Genomic DNA, 20,853 nt, shown 5'->3' with positions numbered 1-20,853 from the left:
CGTTTTGGCTTGAAAATCCGGCCCATCGGGGGCAAGGACTCCGCCAAGACGCACGCCTTCCTCGCGCGCGACCCTTGTCCGACGCCGTCGATGGAATGCGGGAATGACCGAAGCCCCACGCAAGATCACTGACGACCCGTATGGCGCGTGGCAGCTGATCCGCCGCCTGGTGATGGAACAGGCCGCAGCCTATTGGCGGCGCTACGCGCTGGCGTTCGGCCTGATGGCGATCGCTGCGGCTGCGACCTCCGGCTCGGCCTTCCTGCTCGGCAAGGTCATCAACCAGGCCTATGTCGACCGCGACCTGCAGGGCATCATGTTCTGGTCGATCGTCACGCTGGTGGTCTTCACCCTGAAGGGTGCAGCGACCTACGGGCAGTCGGTGATCCTCACCCAGATCAAGAATGCGATCCTCGCCAACAATCAGCGGCGGATGTTCCACAAGCTGATGAACGAGAGCATCGGCTTTTTCTCGCAGCGGCATTCCTCCGAATTCCTCGCGCGGCTGACCGCCGGCGCCAACTCCGTCACCGAAGTGCTCAACCTGCTGATCAACGCGATCGGCCGGGATTTCCTGTCGCTGATCGGCCTCGTCATCGTGATGGTGGTGCAGGATCCGTTCATGGCGCTGTTCGGCCTATTGGTCGCGCCGCCGGCGGCGTTCGTGGTGCGCAAGCTGGTGAAGCGGGTGAAGGGCTTGGCGCTGACGCAGTTCACCGGCAACGCCCAGATCCTCGAAACGATGCAGGAGTCGCTGCAGGGCATCCGCACCGTGAAGGCGTTCTCGCTCGAAAAGACCATGAGCGACCGGATCGACGCCAACATCGCCGCGGTGCAGGCCAACGCCGACAAGATGGCGAAGGTGTCGAACCGCTCCAGCCCGCTGATGGAAACGCTCGGCGGCTTCGCGGTGGCGGCATCGCTGATGTATGGCGGCTATCGCGTGGTCGCGACCGGCGCAACGCCCGGCGAATTCTTCTCGTTCCTCACCGCCTTCCTGCTCGCCTACGAGCCGGCGAAGCGGCTGGCGCGGCTCAACATTGAGCTCAACAGCGGTCTGGTCGGCGCCCGGATGCTGCTCGAGATCATCGACAGCCCGCCGAGCGAGCCGGACGACAGCCACAAGCCGGCGCTGCAACTTACCGACGCGCGGGTCGAATTCGACCAGGTCTCGTTCGCCTATCGGCCCGACGAGCCGGTGCTGAATGCGATGAGCTTCGTCGCCGAACCGGGCAAGATGACCGCGCTGGTCGGTCCGTCCGGCGGCGGTAAATCGACCGTGCTGGCGCTGCTGCTGAGACTGTACGAACCGGGCGGCGGCGAGATCCGTATCGACGGTCAGCCGATCGCCAGCAAATCGCGTGAATCGTTGCGCCGGCAGACCGCCTATGTCGGCCAGGACGTCTATCTGTTCCGCGACACCGTCCGCGCCAACATCGCGTTCGGCAAGATCGGCGCCACCGACGACGAAATCATCGCCGCCGCCAGGGCCGCCTGCGCGCACGACTTCATCATGAGCTTCCCGCTCGGCTACGACACCCCGGTCGGCGAACACGGCGCGCAGCTGTCCGGCGGTCAGCGCCAGCGCATCGCGGTCGCCCGCGCGCTGCTGCGCGACGCGCCGATCGTGCTGCTCGACGAAGCCACTGCGGCGCTCGATTCGGAATCGGAAAAGCTGGTGCAGGAGGCGATCGACCGTCTCGCCCGCGGCCGCACCACCATCGTGATCGCGCATCGGCTGCACACCATCATGCATGCCGATTCCATCCTGGTGGTCGAAGCCGGCGAGATCGTCGAAAAGGGCCAGCACGACGACCTGCTGCGCCGCGGCGGGCGCTATGCCTCGTTCTTCCGGTTGCAGCAGCGCCACGCGACGCCTCTGGCGCCCGCCGAAGCCTCCGCCTAACCTGATGATCTGATCCCGCCCCGCCCTCTTCGTCCCCTTAGCTTGCGAAAGACACTCATGAGCAACGCTGGTTTCGTGATCGCCCTGCCGCCGCAGCCCAGTCTCGCCGTTGCCGGGACGAGCGACCGCTTTCCGGTGCGCCGGATCTGGTGCGTCGGCCGCAACTACCTCGAACACGTCCGCGAGATGGGCAATGACGAGCGCCAGCCGCCATTCTTCTTCGCCAAGCACGCCGACATGGTCGCGCCCGATGGTGCAACCATCGCGTATCCGCCGCTGACCAAGGACCTGCACCACGAGGTCGAGCTGGTGGTGGCGCTGAAGAGCGGCGGGCTGAACATTCCAGTCGAGAAGGCACTCGATCACGTCTGGGGCTATGCGGTCGGCATCGACCTCACCCGCCGCGACCTGCAGATCGCCTCGCGCAAGAAGGAGCAGCCCTGGGAAATCGGCAAGTCGTTCGACGCCTCGGCGCCGTGCGGCGCGCTGCGCCCGGCCTCCGAGATCGGCCATCCGGCCACCGGCAAGATCTGGCTGTCGGTCAACGGCACCGAGCGGCAGGCCAGCGATCTTTCCGAGATGATCTGGAACGTGCCGGAAATCATCGCCAAGCTATCGGCGCAGGTCGAACTCGCCGCCGGTGACATCATCATGACCGGCACTCCGGCCGGCGTCGCAGCGCTGTCACCAGGGGATGCCATCGCCTCCGGCGTCGACGGGATCGGAACGCTGAACGTGACGATCGGTCAGCCGGCCTGACGGATCGTCCGATTGACCGTCAGCCGGTAGCCTTGCGATCCGGCCGGCATTGCCGGCGCGACCTTCGAGATCGATCAGCGTCGGCTGCAACACCTTGCAGCCCACGCCGTGCGCCGCGGAAGCCACGATCGCGCGTGCCTCACCGGCAACACAGGCGGGATGAAAGCGCGCTGTTCAGGCGCGCGGACGTGCAGCTCCACGGCTCGTACCGGCGGAAGAAAGCCGGGATTGGAGTGGTGCTATTAATGGCGGTTGAACAGCCGGAATAAGGGCGCGATCTCAAAAGACTTGACGACCGAGCGAGCGCAAGGATCGGCAGACTGGATCAGAGGAAGCCCACCGACCGCTCCGTCCGAAGGCTATTCGCTGGCCGAATACTCTGGAGAACCACTCTCACCCTTTGAAGACCACACACTTCATGCTTGCGGATGATTTTTCAATGCCGCAATGATTGCAGTGAGGAGTGATGTTGGGTGATGAAGGCTGAACGTGAATTGGCCGAGCTTGCAGCTGACGGTGCAAGTTCGAGTGCGCAAGACCAAACCGTAAAGATCGAAGCCGATCTGGCTGAGAAATTCACCTTCGCCTCGCATCAGAATTCGATTCCTGTCCTCCGCGCGGTTGCGATCGTCAACGCGAGCCAAGAGCCGCTTGAGAAGCTTCGTCTGGAGCTGGTCTCCAGTCCCAAATTTCTTCGGCCGAAGACCTGGACAATCGACAGGATTTTCGCGGGCGACAGGCATACCCTCAGCGACCGGCGCGTGGATTTAGATCCCTCGTATCTGGCCGGACTTGATGAAGCAGAGGCAGGCGACATCACGTTGCGGCTGCTGCAGGCAGATACCCTCGTTGCTGAGGCCATCCTGCCAGTGCGCCTGCTGGCCCGCGACGAATGGGGCGGCGTGTCCGACATGGCACAGCTCCTTCCGGCGTTTGTGATGCCGAACGACCCGGCCATTCACAGAGTCCTGCGATCGGCTGCCGAACGCCTTGCCTCCCATGGCCACTCATCGGCCCTGGACGGCTACCAGAGCAGCGATCCGAAGCGCGCCTACATGCTGGCGGCAGCGGTCTATTCGGCGATCGCGGCACTGGGACTGCATTACGCCGAGCCGCCTGCGAGTTTCGAGAAGCGCGGGCAGAAAGTGCGCGGACCGAGCAAGCTGATCCAAGATCAGCTCGGGACCTGCCTTGACGTGACTCTTCTGTTCGCTGCGGCCCTGGAGGCCGTCGGCCTGAATCCTGTCACCGTCTTGCTCGACGGACATGCGTTTGTCGGCGTGTGGCTCGTGAAGCGCACCCTGCCGAGAACCATCGAAGACGATGTCAGCGAACTCCGCAAGGCAATCGCTGCCCGCGAGTTTATCGTGTTCGAAACGACCGGGGTCACGCACCGGCCTGCGATGACATTCGAACAAGCCCGGAAGGTCGGCGAAGACAAACTCAAGGAAGAGGCGCTGCAGCCGTTTGTTGCTGCAGTCGACGTCGCGCGCTCGCGCTCGTCCGGCATCCTGCCGTTGGCATCCCACACGCCGAGGATGGAGGCGGGGATCGACGAGGAAGAAACGTCCGCCGAACTCCCTCTGCCTCCCGCACCTGACATTCTTTCCCCGGCCGATCTGGTCGACGAGAAGCCGACCACACCGGACGGACGCATCGAGCGGTGGCGATCGCGGCTGCTCGATCTGTCGCTCCGCAATCGTCTGTTGAACTTCTCCGAGGGAAAACGGGCGATCCCGTTCCTATGCCCGGACGTCGCCTATCTCGAAGATCGTCTGGCCGAGGGAATTTCGATCAAGATCATCTCGCTGCCCCAGCAGAATCCGCTGGGCGACCGGGACCCGTCCCTGCATCGCGATCGGCGCGGCGACGACCTGCACCGGACCTTCGCGGCCGAAGCGCTGAAGCGAGACGAACTGTCTTCAAAGCTCGAGCCCAAGGATCTGTCGGCTCGCCTCACGGATTTGTATCGTCAGGCCAAGAATGACCTGACCGAAGGTGGCACCAATACGCTGTATCTCGCGGTCGGAATCCTGAAATGGAAGAAAGCGCCGACGGATGAGCGTGTCTATCGCGCCCCGCTGCTGCTGCTCCCGGTGAAGCTCGAACGCTCGGGGGCATCCGATCGCTTCCGCCTCAAATTCCACGAAGACGAACCGCAGCTGAACGCCACCTTGCTGCAGTTTCTCAAGCGTGATTTCGACCTTTCGCTTCCGGATTTTCGCGGCAGCCTTCCGCAGGACGAAAAGGGCATCGACGTGTCGAAGGTGCTCGACGGGGTGCGACGCGCCGTCCGCGACGTCCCGAGCTTCGAAGTCGTCGACGACATCGCGCTGTCGACCTTCTCGTTCGCCAAATACCTGATGTGGAAGGATCTGACCGACCGCGTCGCAGCGCTGCGTCAGAATCGCGTCGTCAAACACCTGATCGACAATCCCGATCGCATCCTCGACGGTGCCGACCAGCCCTTTCCGGACGAAGCCGATATCGATCGGCAGTACGCCTCGGCCGATCTGGTGCTGCCGCTTCCGGCGGACTCGTCTCAAATCGCCGCGTGCCTCGCGGCAGCACAAGGGCGCGACTTCGTCATCATCGGGCCGCCCGGCACCGGCAAGAGCCAGACCATCGCCAACATGATCGCGATGTGCCTGGCAGCCGGCAAGACCGTGCTGTTCGTCGCCGAAAAGACGGCGGCTCTCGACGTCGTGTATCGGCGCTTGCGCGAGCACCGGCTCGGCGACCATTGCCTCGAGCTGCATTCCAGCAAGGCGGACCGGAAGCACTTCTTCGGCCAATTGAAGAATTCGTGGGAGAAGCGCGCCGCCAAGAACGAAACCGAATGGGTGAAGCTCAATCATCGGCTGCAGATCCGCCGCGACGAGCTGAATGCTTATGTCGAAGCGCTCCACAGCAAGTCACCAAACGGACTAACACCTTACCTCGCTATCGGGATTGCAACCCTCGGCAGCGACGAGCACGCCCCGAAATTCGAGTGGCCGAGCAAGGACTCTCATGACGCTCGGGCCTACGGCGAGTTGGAGGATCTCGCCCGCGATCTCGGCCTGACCTATGCGGCCGTAACCGTCCGCCCGGTGCTCAGCCTGCTGCATGTCGAGGAGTGGACCAACGCGTGGCAGGAAAAACTGCTCGCGGCCGCACAGGCACTGGCGGAAGCGGCGATCGCGGCACGGACCGCGCTGGCCGCGATCAGTCCGCGGCTCGGTCTCGACGGCTTTCAGGACTGCCGAGCAGATGGCCTGAAATACTTCGCCGACCTCGCCCAGGATCTGATCGCGACCTCCGGCGAGGATCACACCATCATCCTGCACCGCGACTTCGCCGCGCTGGCCAGAGCGCTGGCCGAGCTCGAAACGGCAATTTCGGCCTACCGCCATAGCGAGACCGGTCTGTCCGCACGTTACGCGCCAGACACCGTCGCGCGCATTCCGATCACAGAGATCGATCGCGACTGGCACGAGGCGAAGGCGGCGATGTGGCCGAAATCCTGGCTTGGGACGCGGCGGGTGAGACGCCTGCTCGGATCTTACGCCGGAACCAAGACCGCGGAGCCCGGCACCGACATCGGGCTGCTGCGCGAATTGCAGGCGCGGCTTCAATCGATCCAGAATAATGCGATCGCCCAGGCCCCGCTGGCCTTCAAAGGACTCGATACCGACTGCAAGGCGCTGACGGGTCATCTGGAAAAAGCGGAGCGGCTGCGAACTTCGCTGGTGCAGCTCGGCGAGTTCGCTGGCGACGTACAAAAGGTGGCGGCCAGCATCGCCGCCAACCTGAAGGGACAGGTCAATCAGCCGCAGCTTGCAGCCGCCAAGACCTATCTGACCTCTTACCAGGAGCTGCAGTCCTGCATTGGCCGGTTCGAACAGGCTGCCGGCCTGCCGCTCGAGCGCAATACCGACGATTTTCTCGGCTCCATCATCCGGCAGATGGACGAGATCGAACACGCCCGCGCGTTGTTTCGCGATTGGTCGTCGTGGTGCGCGGTCCGGAAGCGGGCCATCGCGCGCGGACTAGCGCCCCTCGTGGAAGCTATCGAGACCGGTGCCGTGCCGGCCGACAGCAGCGTGTCGGCGTTCAGGCTCGGCTACGCACGTTGGTGGCTGCCGCTCGCGATCGACGACAGCAAAGAGCTGCGGAGCTTCCGCCGCTTCGCCCACGAGAATGCGATCGACGATTTCAGAGCGGTGGACGATCTGGTCCGCGCCCATGCCAGTGACAAGGTGGTCAGCGCGCTGGCGCATGGCCTTCCCCCGTCAGCTGCGGTGCCTCGGCAATCAGAGCTCGGACAACTGCGCCATCAAATGGGTCTAACACGTCCCAGCCGATCAATTCGCGAGATGGTCGCGGCGATGCCACATAGCTTTAGCAAACTCGCGCCGTGTGTGCTGATGTCACCGCTATCGATCGCGCAGTATCTTCCGCCCGATCAGGCGCTGTTCGACATCGTGATCTTCGACGAGGCGTCGCAGATCGCCACCTGGGACGCGGTCGGTGCAATCGCGCGTGGCCGACAGACCATCATCGTCGGAGATCCCAAGCAACTCCCGCCGACGAACTTCTTCGGCCGTGCGGACGATCAGGAGGACGACGTACCCGAGTTTCAACGTGACCTCGAGAGCATCCTCGACGAAACGCTGGCTTCGGGACTTCGCCGTCTTAATCTACGATGGCACTATCGAAGCCGCCACGAATCTCTCATCGCGTTCTCGAACTGGCACTACTACGACAATCATCTCGTCACCTTCCCGAGCCCGGTGACGGAGGATCGTGCGGTCTCCCTGAACTTGGTGCCGACCGGCGTCTATGATCGGGGCAAGAGCCGGACCAATCCCGAGGAGGCGCGCGCAATCGCCGCCGACATCCGGGCCAAGCTGAAGAGCTGGCTCGGCTTGCCGGAGGCCGAACGCCCGACGGTCGGCGTCATCACGTTCAATGCGCAGCAGCAGTCGCTTATTCAGGACCTGCTCGACGAAGTGTGCCGCGCCGATCCTGACCTCGACTGGTTCTTCTCCGACGATCGGATCGAGCCGGTCATCGTCAAGAATCTCGAGAACATTCAGGGCGACGAGCGCGACGTGATCTACTTCTCGATCACCTTCTGCCGCGATGCCGCCGGAAAGCTGCCGATGGATTTTGGCGCCATCAATAGGCCAGGTGGCGAACGACGACTGAACGTGGCGATTACACGCACCCGCTGTGAACTGAAAGTATTCTCCGGCATCCGTGCCGACGATATCGATCTCAACCGCAGCAAAGCGTTGGGCGTGCATCACCTGAAGGCATTTCTCGACTATGCGGCGCGCGGCGCGATCGCCCTGCCCGCTCAGGACGAGGGATCGCTCGGCGGGGTCGAGTCACCGTTCGAGCAGGCTGTCGCGGCCGCGCTTCAAGCCCGCGGCTGGCAGGTGGTGACGCAAGTCGGCGTGTCCGGCTTCCGGATCGATCTCGGCATCCGGCATCCAGATCACGCTGGACTGTATCTCGCCGGAATCGAATGCGACGGCGCCACTTATCATAGCTCAGCCACGGCCCGCGATCGAGACAAGGTGCGCGAGCAGGTTCTGCGTGGTCTGGGCTGGAACATCCTGCGGATATGGTCGACCGACTGGTGGTTCAGTGCGGCCGATGCGATCGAGCGCGTCCATACCGCCTTGAATGAACTCCTCACGGCCAGCCGTGCCGATGCTGACAACGAACGTGCGGGCGAACCGGCCAGCGAGAGCAATGCCGGCTTTGCAGACGGCGTGGATCTGACGCTGGGCGAGCCGGACGAGCGACAGCCGGACGCGCAAAGGTCAGACGAACCGGAGCAAGACCACGACCTCCGCGAGCTCGAATGGGAGGCTGCCCACGCCGTGGCCCAGCCGGCCGGCGAAGCCCGACTGGCCTCGTTCGATCTTGCCGTCAAGGAAACTTGCACGACCTTCCGCATCGCCGATCTCTCGGGATTCAAGACGGACGCCGAACGGTTTTTTGAGTTCTCGTACCGTCCGACCATCGCGGCGATGGTCGATGCGGTGATGATCGCCGAAGCACCGGTGAGGGAGGACGTCCTGGCTCAGCGCATCGCGCGGGCGCACGGCTGGTCGCGGACCGGCGCCCGCATTCGCGAACAGGTGTCGCGGCATTTGAAGGACTACGAGCGGACGGATGAAACGTCCGGCGCGTTCTTGTGGCTGCCCGGCACGATGACCGAACGCGTCGCGTTCCGCATGCCTCACGGCCCGGATCACCGCCGGCCTTTGGCCGAAATCGCCCTCGCTGAGCTGGTGGATTTTGTGTTGGCGCACACCCACGCGCTCGCCGAAGACGACCCGCCCCTGGTCTATGCGCGACTCCTGGAGATCGAGCGGCTGGCGGCCCCCTCGCGCGAGCGGCTGCGCGAGGCGATCGAGCGAGCGCAGACGCTGGGCTTCTGAAGCCGCCTCACCCGATCGTCGCAGTCTTGCGCCGGGGCACCACGGCCGGGACCAGACTCGGCGCCGGATCGTGGCAGGCGCGGCAGATGACGCGGTTGCGGCCGGCGTGTTTGGCGTCGTAGAGAGCCTGGTCAGCCGCCTTCATCAGGTCGGAGACATCTTTCATCCCCGGCAGTGCGGTGGCGACACCGATGCTCACCGTCGCCGGGATCGCATGCGAGGCGACCACCAGCGCGTTGGCGGCGACCTCGCGGCGCAGTCGCTCTGCGACCACTTCCGCCTGCGCCAGATCGGTCTCCGGCAGCAGCAGAGCGAATTCCTCACCGCCGAGCCTTGCCAGCACGTCGCAATCCCGCTTGCAGTCGCGCGCCAACCTGGCGAGATGCACGATCATTTCGTCGCCGACCTGGTGACCGAATCCGTCGTTGATCGCCTTGAAGTAATCGATGTCGATCATCAGGAACGACATCGCCCGATCGTAGCGCCGGGCGCGCGACCATTCGCGGTCGGCCAGCGTCAGGAAGTGGCGACGGTTGTAGACCCCGGTCATGCCGTCGGTGGTCGCCAGCCGCTCCAGCTCCTCGGCGTGGCGCACGATATCGGTGACATCGCTGTAGATCAGCATCCGGCCGCCGCCGGGCAGCACCGCCAGATGACAGCGCAGCGCGGTGCCGTCGGTCATCGCCAGATCCATCGGCTTCGGATCGCCGGACTGCACCCAGGCCAGCCGCCGCGACACATAGTCGTCGAGATCGACCGCGACCGCCTGCGCGGAGGCGGCCAGCATCTCGGCATAAAGCGGCCGGTTCTGCCGGATCTCCTCGGCGCTGTTGGCCCTGAACATCACATGCAGCACCGGATTGCTGTAAACTGCGCGCAGTTCTTCGTTCAGGATCAAGAGGCCCGCGTCGACATTGTCGAGCGCGGCGTACAGCGTCTCCAGCGCCTGCCTGGCCTCGGCCAGCTCGCGCTGTAGCTGTGCGCTCTCCCCCGGATGATCCGGCGGTCCCGCGCAGGGGTACGTTTCCTCGGTTCGTCTCTTGTGCATTGTCACGATCTCCGCGACGCGCCAGCGACTGAATTACACCATGAGTTGCACAGCGGCAGACAACAACTCCTGAATGCCCCCAGGGCAATTACGGGGTGTCGTTAACGCCCCGTAAACGTCGCAGCGGGCGCGGCACGTCGCCACCCGCACGAAAGATTGGCGCTTTGGCCCGGCATGGCTTAAAGCGTGCCGGTCTCCCGTCATTGCCCGCCGCGCGCGGCGGCGCATCGTTCGAAGGCTCAAACAGAAGAGCCAGGACGGGATTTTCCCATTCGGCGTGATCGCCCAGAAGGTCGTCGTTCGTGACATTTCCGACCAGTCCCCCGCCGCTCGCCCGAGCTCTGGCGGAGCGTAATTATCTCCAGGCGACGCCGGTGCAGAGCGCGGTGCTGGCGCCCGACACGGTTGGCCGCGACCTGTTGGTGTCGGCGCAGACCGGCTCCGGCAAGACCGTGGCCTATGGCCTCGCAATCGCGCGCGATCTTCTCGGCGATGCCGAACAGTTCGAGCCCGCCGCCGCGCCGCTGGCGCTGATCGTAGCGCCGACCCGCGAACTGGCGCTGCAGGTGCACCGCGAGCTGAGCTGGCTGTATCGCCACGCCGGCGCCCGCATCGTCTCCTGCGTCGGCGGCATGGACCCGCGGCGCGAGCAGCGCGAGCTGGCAGAGGGCGCCCACATCGTGGTCGGCACGCCGGGGCGGCTGTGCGACCATCTGCGCCGCAACCGGCTCGACGTCTCGCAGCTCAAGGCCGTGGTACTCGACGAGGCCGACGAGATGCTCGATCTCGGCTTCCGCGAGGACATGGAGTTCATCCTCGAAACCACGCCCGAGACCCGCCGCACCCTGCTGTTCTCGGCGACGCTGCCGCGCGGCATCATCGCGCTGGCCAAGACCTATCAGCACGACGCGATGCGGATCGAGGTCGAGGGCGCCGAGGGCGGTCACGCCGACATCGAGTATCGCGCCATCCGGATTGCGCCGAGCGACGTCGAGCACGCCGTGGTCAACGTGCTGCGCTACGTCGAATCCCCGACCGCGATCGTGTTCTGCAACACCCGCAGCGCGGTCACGCATCTGCAGACCGCTCTGCTGGAGCGCGGCTTCGCCGTGGTGGCGCTATCCGGCGAGCTCACCCAGAATGAACGTACCGGCGCGCTGAATGCGCTGCGCGACGGCCGCGCCCGGGTCTGCGTCGCCACCGACGTCGCCGCGCGCGGCATCGATCTGCCGAACCTCGGCCTCGTCATTCACGCCGAGCTGCCGAACGACGCCGAAGTGATGCAGCATCGCTCCGGCCGCACCGGGCGGGCCGGCAACAAGGGCATCAGCGTCATGTTAGTTCCGCCGGCGCGGCGGCGGCGCGCCGAGCTGCTGCTGCAGCTCGCCGGCATCGAAGCGAACTGGGGCACCGCGCCGCAGGCCGACGAGATCCGCAGCCTCGATCAGCAGCGCATGCTGCAGGACCCGTTGTTCACCGAGGAGCCGACCGCCGAAGATCAGGCGCTGGCGCAGGCGCTGCTCGCCGAGCGCTCGCCCGAGCAGATCGCGGTGGCGCTGGCCAGGGTAGTACGGGCGCGGATGCCGGCGCCGGAGGACATCCTCGATCCCGGCGAGCGCCCGGTTCGCGGCCGCGACGAGCGCGGCGGAAAGGCTGTGCGCGAGCCGCGCGATCACGAGCCGCGCGACAAGGCACCGCGAACGCGCTCGGCCAAGGCCGGCGAGAAGCACGCGATGGCGGGCGGCGTGTGGTTTCGCGCCGCGATCGGCAAGCGCAAGAACGCCGAGGCGCGCTGGCTGCTGCCGATGATCTGCCGCCGTGGCGGCATCACCCGTCAGGACATCGGCGCGATCCGCATCCTCGACACCACCACCGAGTTCGAGATCTCGCCCGCCGCCGCGGATGCGTTCGCGGCGCAGATCAAGCGGCCGGATCACGACGACAACATCCGGATCGAGCCCTTGATCGGCGCCAAGCCGATCCCGCCGCGCGAAGACAAGCGTCCGCCGCGGCCGGATGCGGACCGCAAGCCGGATCGCGACGCGCGCCGTGGCAAGCGCCCCGACTCGTGGTCGCCGCTGTCCGGCGAACCGCTGCCCGATCCGCGCGAGCAGGACGCGCCGCGGCCGGGCAAGCGCGCGCCGCACGACGAGGCTCCGCGCGGCGGCAAGCCGGCGCGGTTCAAGGACAAGAGCTTCAACGACAAGGGCTTCAAGGACAAGGGCTTCAAGCCGCGCGGCGAGGAGTCGATCGAGGGCGATTTCAAAGCCAAGCCGTTCAAGAAGGACGGCTTCAAGCCGGGCAAGGCGAAGGGCGACAAGCCGGCCTATGTCAGCAAGGCCCGCCGCGCCGATCCGTCGGCCAAGAACCCGCCGTTCAAGACGAAGGCGAAGAAGAAGTTTCGCTGAGGCGTGAGTTCGTCGTGACGCCGGGCTCGGGCCGCGCATCCCACAAATAACAAGGCCGGGGACAATGCCCCGGCCCTGATGTCGTCAAGCTGATAGCAGTCGCTTACAGCGTCAGCTCGTGGCGGCCGACCACCATCCAGTGCACTTCGTCCGGACCGTCGGCGAAGCGGAGGTGGCGGACGTCGGTGTACATCTCGGCGAGCGGGGTCCACTGCGAGATGCCGGTGGCGCCGTGCATCTGGATCGCCTGGTCGATGATCTTGCAGGCGCGCTCCGGCACCATCGCCTTGACCATGCTGACCCAGACGCGCGCTTCCTTGTTGCCGAGCACGTCCATCGCCTTGGCGGCCTTCAGCACCATCAGCCGCATCGCTTCGATCTCGCAGCGCGCCTGCGCGATGATCTGCATGTTGCCGCCGAGATGCGCCAGCTTCTTGCCGAACGCCTCGCGCGTCAGGCCGCGCGCCACCATCAGGTCGAGCGCTTTCTCGGCCTTGCCGATGGTGCGCATGCAGTGATGGATGCGGCCGGGGCCGAGCCGGAGCTGCGAGATCTCGAAGCCGCGGCCTTCGCCGAGCAGGATGTTCTCCTTCGGCACCCGGACATTGTTGAAGCGCATGTGCATGTGGCCGCGCGGTGCGTGGTCGTGGCCGAACACGTGCATCGGGCCGAGCACTTCGACGCCGGGGGTGTCGACCGGCACCAGGATCTGCGACTGCTGCTTGCTGGGCGCGGCGGTCGGATCGGTCTTGACCATCACGATCATGATCTTGCAGCGCGGATCGCCAAGACCGGAGATGTAGTACTTCTCGCCGTTGATCACCCACTCGTTGCCGTCGAGCACCGCCGAGGTCGAGACGTTCTTGGCGTCGGACGAAGCGACGTTCGGCTCGGTCATCACATAGGCGGAGCGGATCTCGCCGTTCAACAATGGCTTGAGCCACTTCTCTTTCTGCTCAGGGGTGCCGACGCGCTCCAGCACTTCCATGTTGCCGGTGTCGGGCGCCGAGCAGTTCATCACTTCGGAGGCGAGCGGCGCCTTGCCGAGTTCGACCGCGATATAGGCGTAGTCGAGATTGCTGAGGCCTTCGCCGGTTTCGGCGTCGGGCAGGAAGAAGTTCCAGAGGCCTTCTTCCTTGGCCTTGGCCTTGGCCTTGCCGAGCAGATCAAGCTGTTCCTGCGAGAACGACCAGCGGTTCGGATTCTTCGCTTCCGCGATATCGAACTCGTGCTGCATCGGCTCGACGGTCTCGGCGATGAACTTCTTCACATGGTCGTAGAGCGGCCGGACGGCCTCGCTCATCCGCAGATCGTTGAGCGCGTCTTCGGGCGCGAGCGTGTAAGGGGTCTGGCGGGGGACGTAGGCCGTCTGCATGCGGGCGTGCTCCTCGTGGCTTTTCTTGGTTGCGTTTCTTGGCGTCGTTGGCAGCCGTCCCGGGCGGACGACCGCGCATCGGTTATAGACACGAACCCGCCGGGTTGTCTTGATCGAACTGCGTTTAAAACAGCGTGTGAACCTAATCCCGCATTGCGAAAAATCGTCTCCGCTGAACTCCACGTCGAACGGTTCCCCGCGTAGCAACGCGCCCTCGCCCCGTGATCGTCCGGCGAGTCTTCGCCCTTGATGGCTGCTGTCCGAATGAGTGTTACCATCGACCCGATCCCGCCGCTTCAGCTCCATGGCTGCGGAGATCATCACCGCACGGAGCACGAGGTATGGCGGAAGTGATCAAGGCGACGATCGTGTTCATGCTGTCGAACTTTTCCCTGAGCTTCTTCGTCATCGGCCTGCTGTTCGGGCTGGTCGCGATCGCGCGCGCGCCGAAGCCGCTGCGATTCCCGGACGTGATCGACCGGTTGCTGGCCTGGCACCTGTTCTGGTCGATCGGCGTCTGCTACTTCTACAACTTCGTGATGCACGGCTTCTTCGGCAGGATGTCGGCGGCGTTCATCGGCTGGGCCGACAGCCCGTTCCAGTTCGAGGTCGCCACCGCGAGCCTCGGGTACTCGGTCGTCGGCTTCCTCGCCGCCTTCCGCAGCTTCGATCTTCGCCTCGCTGCGATCGTCGGCCCCGGCCTGTTCACGCTCGGCGCCGCCGTCGGCCACATCAATCAGATGGTGACGCAACACAATTTCGCCCCGGGCAACGCCGGCGTGGTGTTCTACACCGACATCCTCATCCCACTGTTCGGCGCGACGCTACTGTGGCTGCAGCATCGCAGCCGAACCGATCGCGTGACAAACCGGCCGTCGGCCGGGTGATCATCCCGAACGCAGCGCGTTGAACTTGCAAGCGCGCTTCCCGGACAAAAGGGAAGTCGACCGACGCCGCAGCAGGCTGCTCTGCGCCCCCATCTCGATCATGCCGATGGGCCGCCGCGAGCTTCTCGGCGCCCGAGCAGCGAGGACGCGCCGCATGCCCATCATCATGCTGAGTGCCGTGATCGGCATCCTGTGTCTGCAAGCGACCGGCGCGATCCCCGCAGGCAGCGTCGGCGGGCCGATGCTGATCGCGCTGGCCTTCCTGCTCGGCGCCTTGGCGGTCGGCATCCACGACGCCCGAACCAGCCGCCGCGGCCCGCTCGGCTGGATCGTCAGCATCGCCGTCGCCCTCATCGGCGCCTTCCTCTGTGCCCCGCTCGGCGGCATGGCCGTGACCATGCTGCTCGCCCCGTTCGTGCAGGGCTCATCCTCCCTCGCCGCCGCCGGCGGCCCGGTGATGGCTGTCGCGCTTGCGGGCGCGATGCTCGTGACGCTGGCGGGGGCGTGGGGGGCGATCTGGGTGGTGAACAGGTGGCGGTGAGCGCACGCGCCTGCCGCCTTCGTCCTCACGCGCTCGTGACCGCGCCTTCGGGAATAACCGCCGACCGAAATCGTCTCTGGTTGCGGATCCACCCACCCGAAGGAGGAAACATGATCCGCACGCTCACGCTCGCATCCGCTCTCGTGCTCGCCGCCACCGCGGCATTCGCCCAGGCCGCCGCCCCGGCCAAGGTCGCCGACACCGCCAAAGGCAAGGCGCTGGTCGACGCCAAGGGCATGACGCTCTACACCTTCGACAAGGACACCGGCGGCAAGTCGGCCTGCAACGGCCCCTGCGCCACCAACTGGCCGCCGCTGATGGCTGCGGCGAGCGCGCAGGCCTCCGGCGACTGGAGCGTGATCACCCGCGACGACGGCGCCAAGCAGTGGGCCTACAAGGGCAAGCCGCTGTATGCCTGGACCAAGGACGCCAAGCCGGGCGACACCACCGGCGACGGCTTCCTCAACGGCGCCTGGCACATCGCCAAGCCCTGATCCGACGAGACCGCTTTGGACGAGATCGCCGCCGAGATCGAGCCGCTGATACCAAGCCTGCGCCGCTACGCGCGGGCGCTGCTGCACGATCGCGACGCCGCGGACGATCTCGTCCAGAGCACGTTGGAGCGGGCGCTGACGCGCTGGCGGCTGCGGCGGCCGGGCGGCGATCTGCGCGCTTGGCTGTTTACGATCGAGCGCAATCTCTATCTCGACCAACGCCGCCGCGCGGTCCGTCGCGGCCCCGCCGTCGATCTCGACTCCCGCGGCCCGTTTACCGACGGGGCCGCCGGCCCCGAGCGCAGCCTGATCGCGCGCGACGCGCTGGCGCGGCTGGGCGATCTGCCGGAAGATCAGCGCTCGCTGCTGCTGCTGATCGGCGTCGAGGAATTGAGCTACGAGCAGGCCGCGCGGGTGTTCGACGTGCCGGTCGGCACCATCATGTCGCGGCTCAGCCGCGCCCGCGAGGCGCTGCGCCACAGCGTCGAGGCCGGCCGCACCACCGTGTTGAGGAGAGTGAAATGACCGCCCGTCGCCCTCTCAGCGAGGACGATCTGCAGGCCTATGTCGACGGCCGGCTCGAGGCCGCGCGCCGCGCGGAGGTCGAAGCCTATCTGGAATCCGACGCCGAGGCCGCCCGCCGCATCGCCGGCCAGATCGCCGATCGCGACGATCTGCGCGCCCGGCTCGCGGCGGTCGCCGCCGAGCCGATCCCGGCGCGGCTCAGCATCGCGCATCTGCGCAGCGAGCGCCGCGCCTTTGCGGGGCAGCGGTTCGGCGCCATCGCCGCGGCGCTGGCCTTCTTGCTGATCGGCGGCGCCGGCGGCTGGCTGGCCTCGGAGCGCTGGCACCGCACGCCGACCATCCTTGCGGCCGCGCCGGTCGCCGACGCCGCGATGGTGGCGTGGCGGACCTATGCGGTCGAGGTCGCGCATCCGGTCGAAGTCTCGGCCGACCAGGAAGCGCATCTGGTGAAATGGCTGTCGCGCCGGCTCGGCCGAAAACTGACCGCGCCGAAGCTCGACGCGCTCGGGCTGAAGCTGATCGGCGGCCGGCTGCTGCCGGCCACCAGCGGCCCGGCGGCGCAGTTCATGTACGAAGACGCCCAGGGCCGCCGCGTCACCGTTTATGTGCGGCCCGGCGGCGACGCCGAGCCGAGCGCGTTCCGGTTCGAACGCACCGGCGAACTGGCGGCGTTCTCCTGGATCGATGCCAAGCTGTCCTACGCCGTGGTGGCGCAGACCGACCGCGACCACCTGCTCGGCATCGCCCGCGCGATCTATCAGCAATACGAGGCGCTGTAGCGCGGGCGACGGTTTGCTCAGCTGTGGGCCGAAGGCTGTGCGCCGGTCTGGCCGACGCGCTCTTTGGTCTCCGGCAACGGCGACTTCCGCTCGAACGGCTTCTTCTTCGGCGGCGCGGGCAGCAGGCCTTCGCGGATCGCCTTCTTTCGCGCCAGCTTGCGGGCGCGGCGGACGGCTTCGGACTTCTCGCGCGCCTTGCGCTCCGACGGCTTCTCGTAAGAGCGCCGCTGCTTCATCTCGCGGAATACGCCTTCGCGTTGCATCTTCTTCTTGAGAACGCGGAGCGCCTGATCGACGTTGTTATCCCGGACAAGTACCTGCAATCATTCCTCCTTGATGATCCGCGAACTGCAGCAAGCCCCGCATCGCAGTCCACCTGCGCGGGAGCTGATTTGCGAGTTTCGGGAATCTTGCGACGCCTGCATCAGCAGCGTCGACCGATCGGCATCTCCGCCTCGCAGAGATGCATTGTGCTGGCCGCGACGTGACCACTATCCTGCACCCGTGTCAATCAATTCCCCCGCACGGTACGGCTGCAGTCCCCGTCGGCGAGACCGACTGTACGCACACAACACTCCATCGATGGGTTTGCGGCTCAGTTCGGCCCCAGCTTCATCTCCGGCCGTGAAGCGTTCAAATCGATCCGGCTCGACACGCCGATGGCATCGAGAAACTGCTCATCGTGGCTGACGACCACCAAGGCGCCGTCATACGCAATGAGGCCGGCCTCGATTGCGCGGACCGAATCCAGGTCGAGGTGGTTCGTCGGCTCGTCGAGGACCAGCAGGAAAGGCGGCTGCGGCCCGGCAAGAACGCAGGAGAGCCCGGCGCGCAGAACCTGGCCGCCGCTCAACTGGCCGACGATCTGCAACGCAGCGTCGCCACGAAACAGGAACCTCGCCAACGCCGCGCGGCAGGCGTTGAGGTCCGAATCCGGATTGATCCGCTGATAGTTGGCGAGCACCGACTCCGATGGACGCAGCAGGCTGAGCTGCTGATCGAACACTGCCAGACGCGACGTGACGTGGACGACGCCACGCCACGGACGCAACTCGCCGCTGATCAGCTTGAGCAGGGTCGTCTTGCCCGTCCCATTATGCCCGACGATCGCGATGCGCTCCGGGCCGGTGATCGACAACGATAGATCGCTCAGCACCGGCCGAAGCGGCTGATAGCCCACGCTGACACGGTCGAGCGCGAGAACCGTCTTGCCGGCGGCAAGACCGGTCGGCGCGAGCACGACCGACGGCGTCTGCAGCACTTCGACGCGCTGGCGGGCGAGATCGACGCCGGCCACCGCTTCGACACGCTGGCGCGATGCGGTGCGCGCGCCGGCGCCGCCAGTATCTTCGCTGCGATCCTTGCGCGCGCCGAGGAGTATGCGCGGCAAGTCGCCCCGCGCCTGCTTGCGTTTGCCCGCGCCGTCGCGCCGCGCCTGCCGCTCGACAGCTGCTTGCGCCTTGCGATCGGTCTCGGTCAGACGCCGCTCCGCCTCCGCCAGATCACGCGTTGCCGCCGACAATTCAATGTCCTTGCGCTCGACATAGCGGCTCCAATTGCCGCCGTAGCGCGACGCACCCAGCGATGTGAGTTCGATGATGGCGTCGACGGTTTCAAGCAACTCCCGGTCATGGCTGACGACGATCGCTCCCCCGCGCCAGCCGGCGAGCAGCTCGAGCACGGCGCGGCGCCCTCCCCCATCGAGATTGTTGGTGGGCTCGTCCAGCAGCAGGAAATCCGGCTCGCAGAACGTCAGCGCGGCGAGGCGCGCGCGCGTCGCCTGCCCTCCCGACAGAGCCGCAAGACCGACGTCGAGATCGACGTCGAGACCGAACCGCGCCAGCGACGCCACGATGCGTTGCCCGATGGTCCAATCGACTTCGTCCAGTTCGCTTGGCGCGGCCTCGCCTTGCGCAGCCTTGCGCAGCAGCGCCAGTGCGGCGCGCGCGCCGAACAGGTCGGCGACGGTCTCGCCGGGCCGAGGCTGGGCTGTCTGGCGCAACATCGCGATCCGTCCGGCCACCGTGACGGTCCCGGCCAACGCGGCGCGCTCGCCGGCGATCACCGCGAGCAGCGACGACTTGCCGACGCCGTTGCGCCCGATCAGGCCGGTGCGCTCGCGCGCAAAGCTGAGGTCCAGGTCAGTGAGAAGAGGTCGGCCACCAGGCGTGGCGAGAGTCAGCTTGGAGAGAACGATTGGCGCGGACATGAGGATGAAACTCCCGAGAGGCAAGGCGGGTCGGCATTGCGGCTCGGGATGAAATCATCGTCGCGGTTCCAAACGGTCAGAAGGAGCAGAGCCTGTATCTAGGGCGCTCCCATCGCCCGATCAAGCATTCCGGCGTGGTCGTTCGAACGCACCGACGATCTCAGTCAAGAGACGAGCGTAGCGAGTCCGGGCGGCACTGCGGCAGCCCGCAGCCCGTGGAGCGGGCTAGCCGAAGGCGCAACCCGCCGAACAGCCGCAGGACTTGTCTCGGTCAATGGCGGATTACGCTCCGCTAATCCGCCCTACGGGCTGCGGTGATTGATCCGTTCGGAGAGGCGCAGCAAAGGGGTAGCCCGGATGAGCGCAGCGATATCCGGGAAAGCGAGCGCTTCAGTCAAGAATCCCGGGTGTCGCTCCGCTCACCCGGGCTGCGCTTGCTTGCCGATCTAGTCCCCGTCCCCTCCCGAACAGCTATCCCCATCCGAGTGGCAATGGCCTCCGCTGATCGCGGAGCCCGGACCACTCACGTCGGCGCCGAATGGATCTCTTCCTTTCTTCCGAAGCGGCCAAGCGAGGGCCATTGCGCCGCAGAAAACAAGGATCAAAACCATCACGGCAATCCAATGAGACAACATGTCTTCGACCCGCCTGAAATCCCAGATCTAAGCTACCGACTAACAATTCCATCGTAACGCGGTGCAGCGGCGGGCGACAGTCAGCGCCGTGGGCCTGTAGCCTGGATGAAGCGCAGCGAAATCCAGGGAGCACTGCGCGCGCCGAACCGCCCTCCTCCAATCGCCCCGCCTTCCGCCTACGGCTTGACCGCGATTGCCTCCGCTCTATATATTCTGGCTAGATTTTCTAGCCAGAACGAATCCAAAATGGCCGAGCGAAGTTGGTCGGTGCAGGACGCCAAGAACCGGTTCAGCGAGGTCGTCGAGGCCGCGCGGCGCAGTCCGCAGACGGTGACCAAGCACGGCAAGCCCACCGTCGTCGTGGTCGACGTGGCCGAGTACGAACGACTCCAGCAACTCGAACGCGCCACGGCCCCGTCGTTCGCCGACGTGCTGCTGGCGATGCCGCAGGACGATGGCGACTTTTCGCGTGATCCCGTGCGGATGCGCGACGTCGAGCTCTGATGTTTCTGATCGACACCGTCACGCTGTCGGCCTTGCGCAAGCGACAGCGCAATCCGAATGTCGTCGCGTGGTTCGAACGCCAGCGGACGGCCGACCTGTTCCTCAGCGTTATCAGCATCGGCGAGATCGAGCGTGGCATTGCGCGACAACGCGCGACCGATCCGGACTTCGCCCGCGCCCTCACCGCCTGGCTCGACCGAATCCTGACCGTCTATGGTGAGCGTATCGTCCCGTTCGATCTCCGCGCGGCCCGGCGCTGGGGCGCGCTGAGCGCCGCGCTCGGCAACGACAGCGCCGACCTGATGATCGCCGCCACCGCGCTGGAGCACGGACTGACCGTGGT

The 20,853-nt window shown here is 65.9% G+C and carries 15 protein-coding genes; 11 read left to right on the top strand and 4 right to left on the bottom strand.

All coding sequences use genetic code 11. The annotated features are described in order from the left end of the window. The first annotated feature begins 103 nt into the window (after positions 1–103). From DY468_RS00870 to proA, 3 genes are all read left to right on the top strand, one after another. A complete protein-coding gene (locus DY468_RS00870; RefSeq protein WP_164601490.1) occupies positions 104–1,906 on the top strand; it encodes an ABC transporter ATP-binding protein in 1,803 nt (600 codons plus the stop codon). Positions 1,907–1,963: 57 nt separating this feature from the next. After that, positions 1,964–2,665: a fumarylacetoacetate hydrolase family protein gene (locus DY468_RS00865; protein WP_164601488.1), complete on the top strand. Its 702-nt coding sequence runs from the start codon at positions 1,964–1,966 to the stop codon at positions 2,663–2,665. 476 nt (positions 2,666–3,141) lie between these two features. Further along, positions 3,142–9,105: an anti-phage protein ProA gene (gene proA, locus DY468_RS00860; RefSeq protein ID WP_164601661.1), complete on the top strand. Its 5,964-nt coding sequence runs from the start codon at positions 3,142–3,144 to the stop codon at positions 9,103–9,105. Between the two features lie 7 nt (positions 9,106–9,112). Here proA and DY468_RS00855 read toward each other — a convergent pair whose 3' ends face one another. After that, positions 9,113–10,153 (bottom strand): sensor domain-containing diguanylate cyclase, encoded by a 1,041-nt coding sequence (locus DY468_RS00855; protein ID WP_164601486.1) that lies wholly within the window; start codon positions 10,151–10,153, stop codon positions 9,113–9,115. A 302-nt stretch (positions 10,154–10,455) separates the two neighbouring features. On the opposite strand from DY468_RS00855, the gene DY468_RS00850 reads away from it, so the two are divergent. Continuing rightward, entirely contained in the window at positions 10,456–12,561 is a 2,106-nt protein-coding gene (locus DY468_RS00850; protein ID WP_164601484.1) for a DEAD/DEAH box helicase, read from the top strand. Positions 12,562–12,664: 103 nt separating this feature from the next. Here DY468_RS00850 and DY468_RS00845 read toward each other — a convergent pair whose 3' ends face one another. Beyond that, positions 12,665–13,936 (bottom strand): acyl-CoA dehydrogenase family protein, encoded by a 1,272-nt coding sequence (locus DY468_RS00845; RefSeq protein ID WP_107356676.1) that lies wholly within the window; start codon positions 13,934–13,936, stop codon positions 12,665–12,667. 341 nt (positions 13,937–14,277) lie between these two features. Between DY468_RS00845 and DY468_RS00840 the strand changes: the two genes are divergently transcribed. From DY468_RS00840 to DY468_RS00820, 5 genes are all read left to right on the top strand, one after another. After that, positions 14,278–14,823, top strand: coding sequence for a DUF6790 family protein (locus tag DY468_RS00840; RefSeq protein WP_164601482.1), 546 nt, complete (start codon positions 14,278–14,280; stop codon positions 14,821–14,823). 154 nt (positions 14,824–14,977) lie between these two features. Then, entirely contained in the window at positions 14,978–15,364 is a 387-nt protein-coding gene (locus DY468_RS00835) for a hypothetical protein (protein ID WP_164601480.1), read from the top strand. A 110-nt stretch (positions 15,365–15,474) separates the two neighbouring features. Then, entirely contained in the window at positions 15,475–15,858 is a 384-nt protein-coding gene (locus tag DY468_RS00830; protein ID WP_164601478.1) for a COG4315 family predicted lipoprotein, read from the top strand. A 15-nt stretch (positions 15,859–15,873) separates the two neighbouring features. Further along, complete coding sequence (locus DY468_RS00825) at positions 15,874–16,383, top strand: RNA polymerase sigma factor (protein WP_164601476.1); 510 nt, start codon at positions 15,874–15,876, stop codon at positions 16,381–16,383. Continuing rightward, positions 16,380–17,162, top strand: coding sequence for an anti-sigma factor family protein (locus DY468_RS00820; protein ID WP_164601474.1), 783 nt, complete (start codon positions 16,380–16,382; stop codon positions 17,160–17,162). The genes DY468_RS00825 and DY468_RS00820 overlap by 4 nt, the downstream gene beginning before the upstream one ends. A 17-nt stretch (positions 17,163–17,179) precedes the next feature. On the opposite strand, the gene rpsU is transcribed toward DY468_RS00820, so the two are convergent. Continuing rightward, positions 17,180–17,485: a 30S ribosomal protein S21 gene (gene rpsU / locus DY468_RS00815; protein WP_164601472.1), complete on the bottom strand. Its 306-nt coding sequence runs from the start codon at positions 17,483–17,485 to the stop codon at positions 17,180–17,182. A gap of 272 nt (positions 17,486–17,757) precedes the next feature. Next, entirely contained in the window at positions 17,758–19,371 is a 1,614-nt protein-coding gene (locus DY468_RS00810; protein ID WP_164601470.1) for an ABC-F family ATP-binding cassette domain-containing protein, read from the bottom strand. An 881-nt stretch (positions 19,372–20,252) separates the two neighbouring features. Here DY468_RS00810 and DY468_RS00805 point away from each other — a divergent pair. Then, the gene (locus DY468_RS00805; RefSeq protein ID WP_164601468.1) at positions 20,253–20,510 is read left to right on the top strand and encodes a type II toxin-antitoxin system Phd/YefM family antitoxin; all 258 of its coding nucleotides are present in this window, start codon (positions 20,253–20,255) and stop codon (positions 20,508–20,510) included. Beyond that, positions 20,510–20,853, top strand: a 344-nt coding sequence (locus DY468_RS00800; RefSeq protein WP_164601466.1) for a type II toxin-antitoxin system VapC family toxin, incomplete at its 3' end; no start/stop codon positions are given. The genes DY468_RS00805 and DY468_RS00800, both read left to right, overlap by 1 nt.

It is taken from the genome of Rhodopseudomonas sp. BR0M22 (genome assembly GCF_010907035.1).
In the GTDB taxonomy this organism is placed as follows: domain Bacteria; phylum Pseudomonadota; class Alphaproteobacteria; order Rhizobiales; family Xanthobacteraceae; genus Rhodopseudomonas.
The sequence above is the reverse complement of the archived record's forward strand: the minus strand, read 5'-3'. Positions and strand labels throughout refer to the sequence as shown.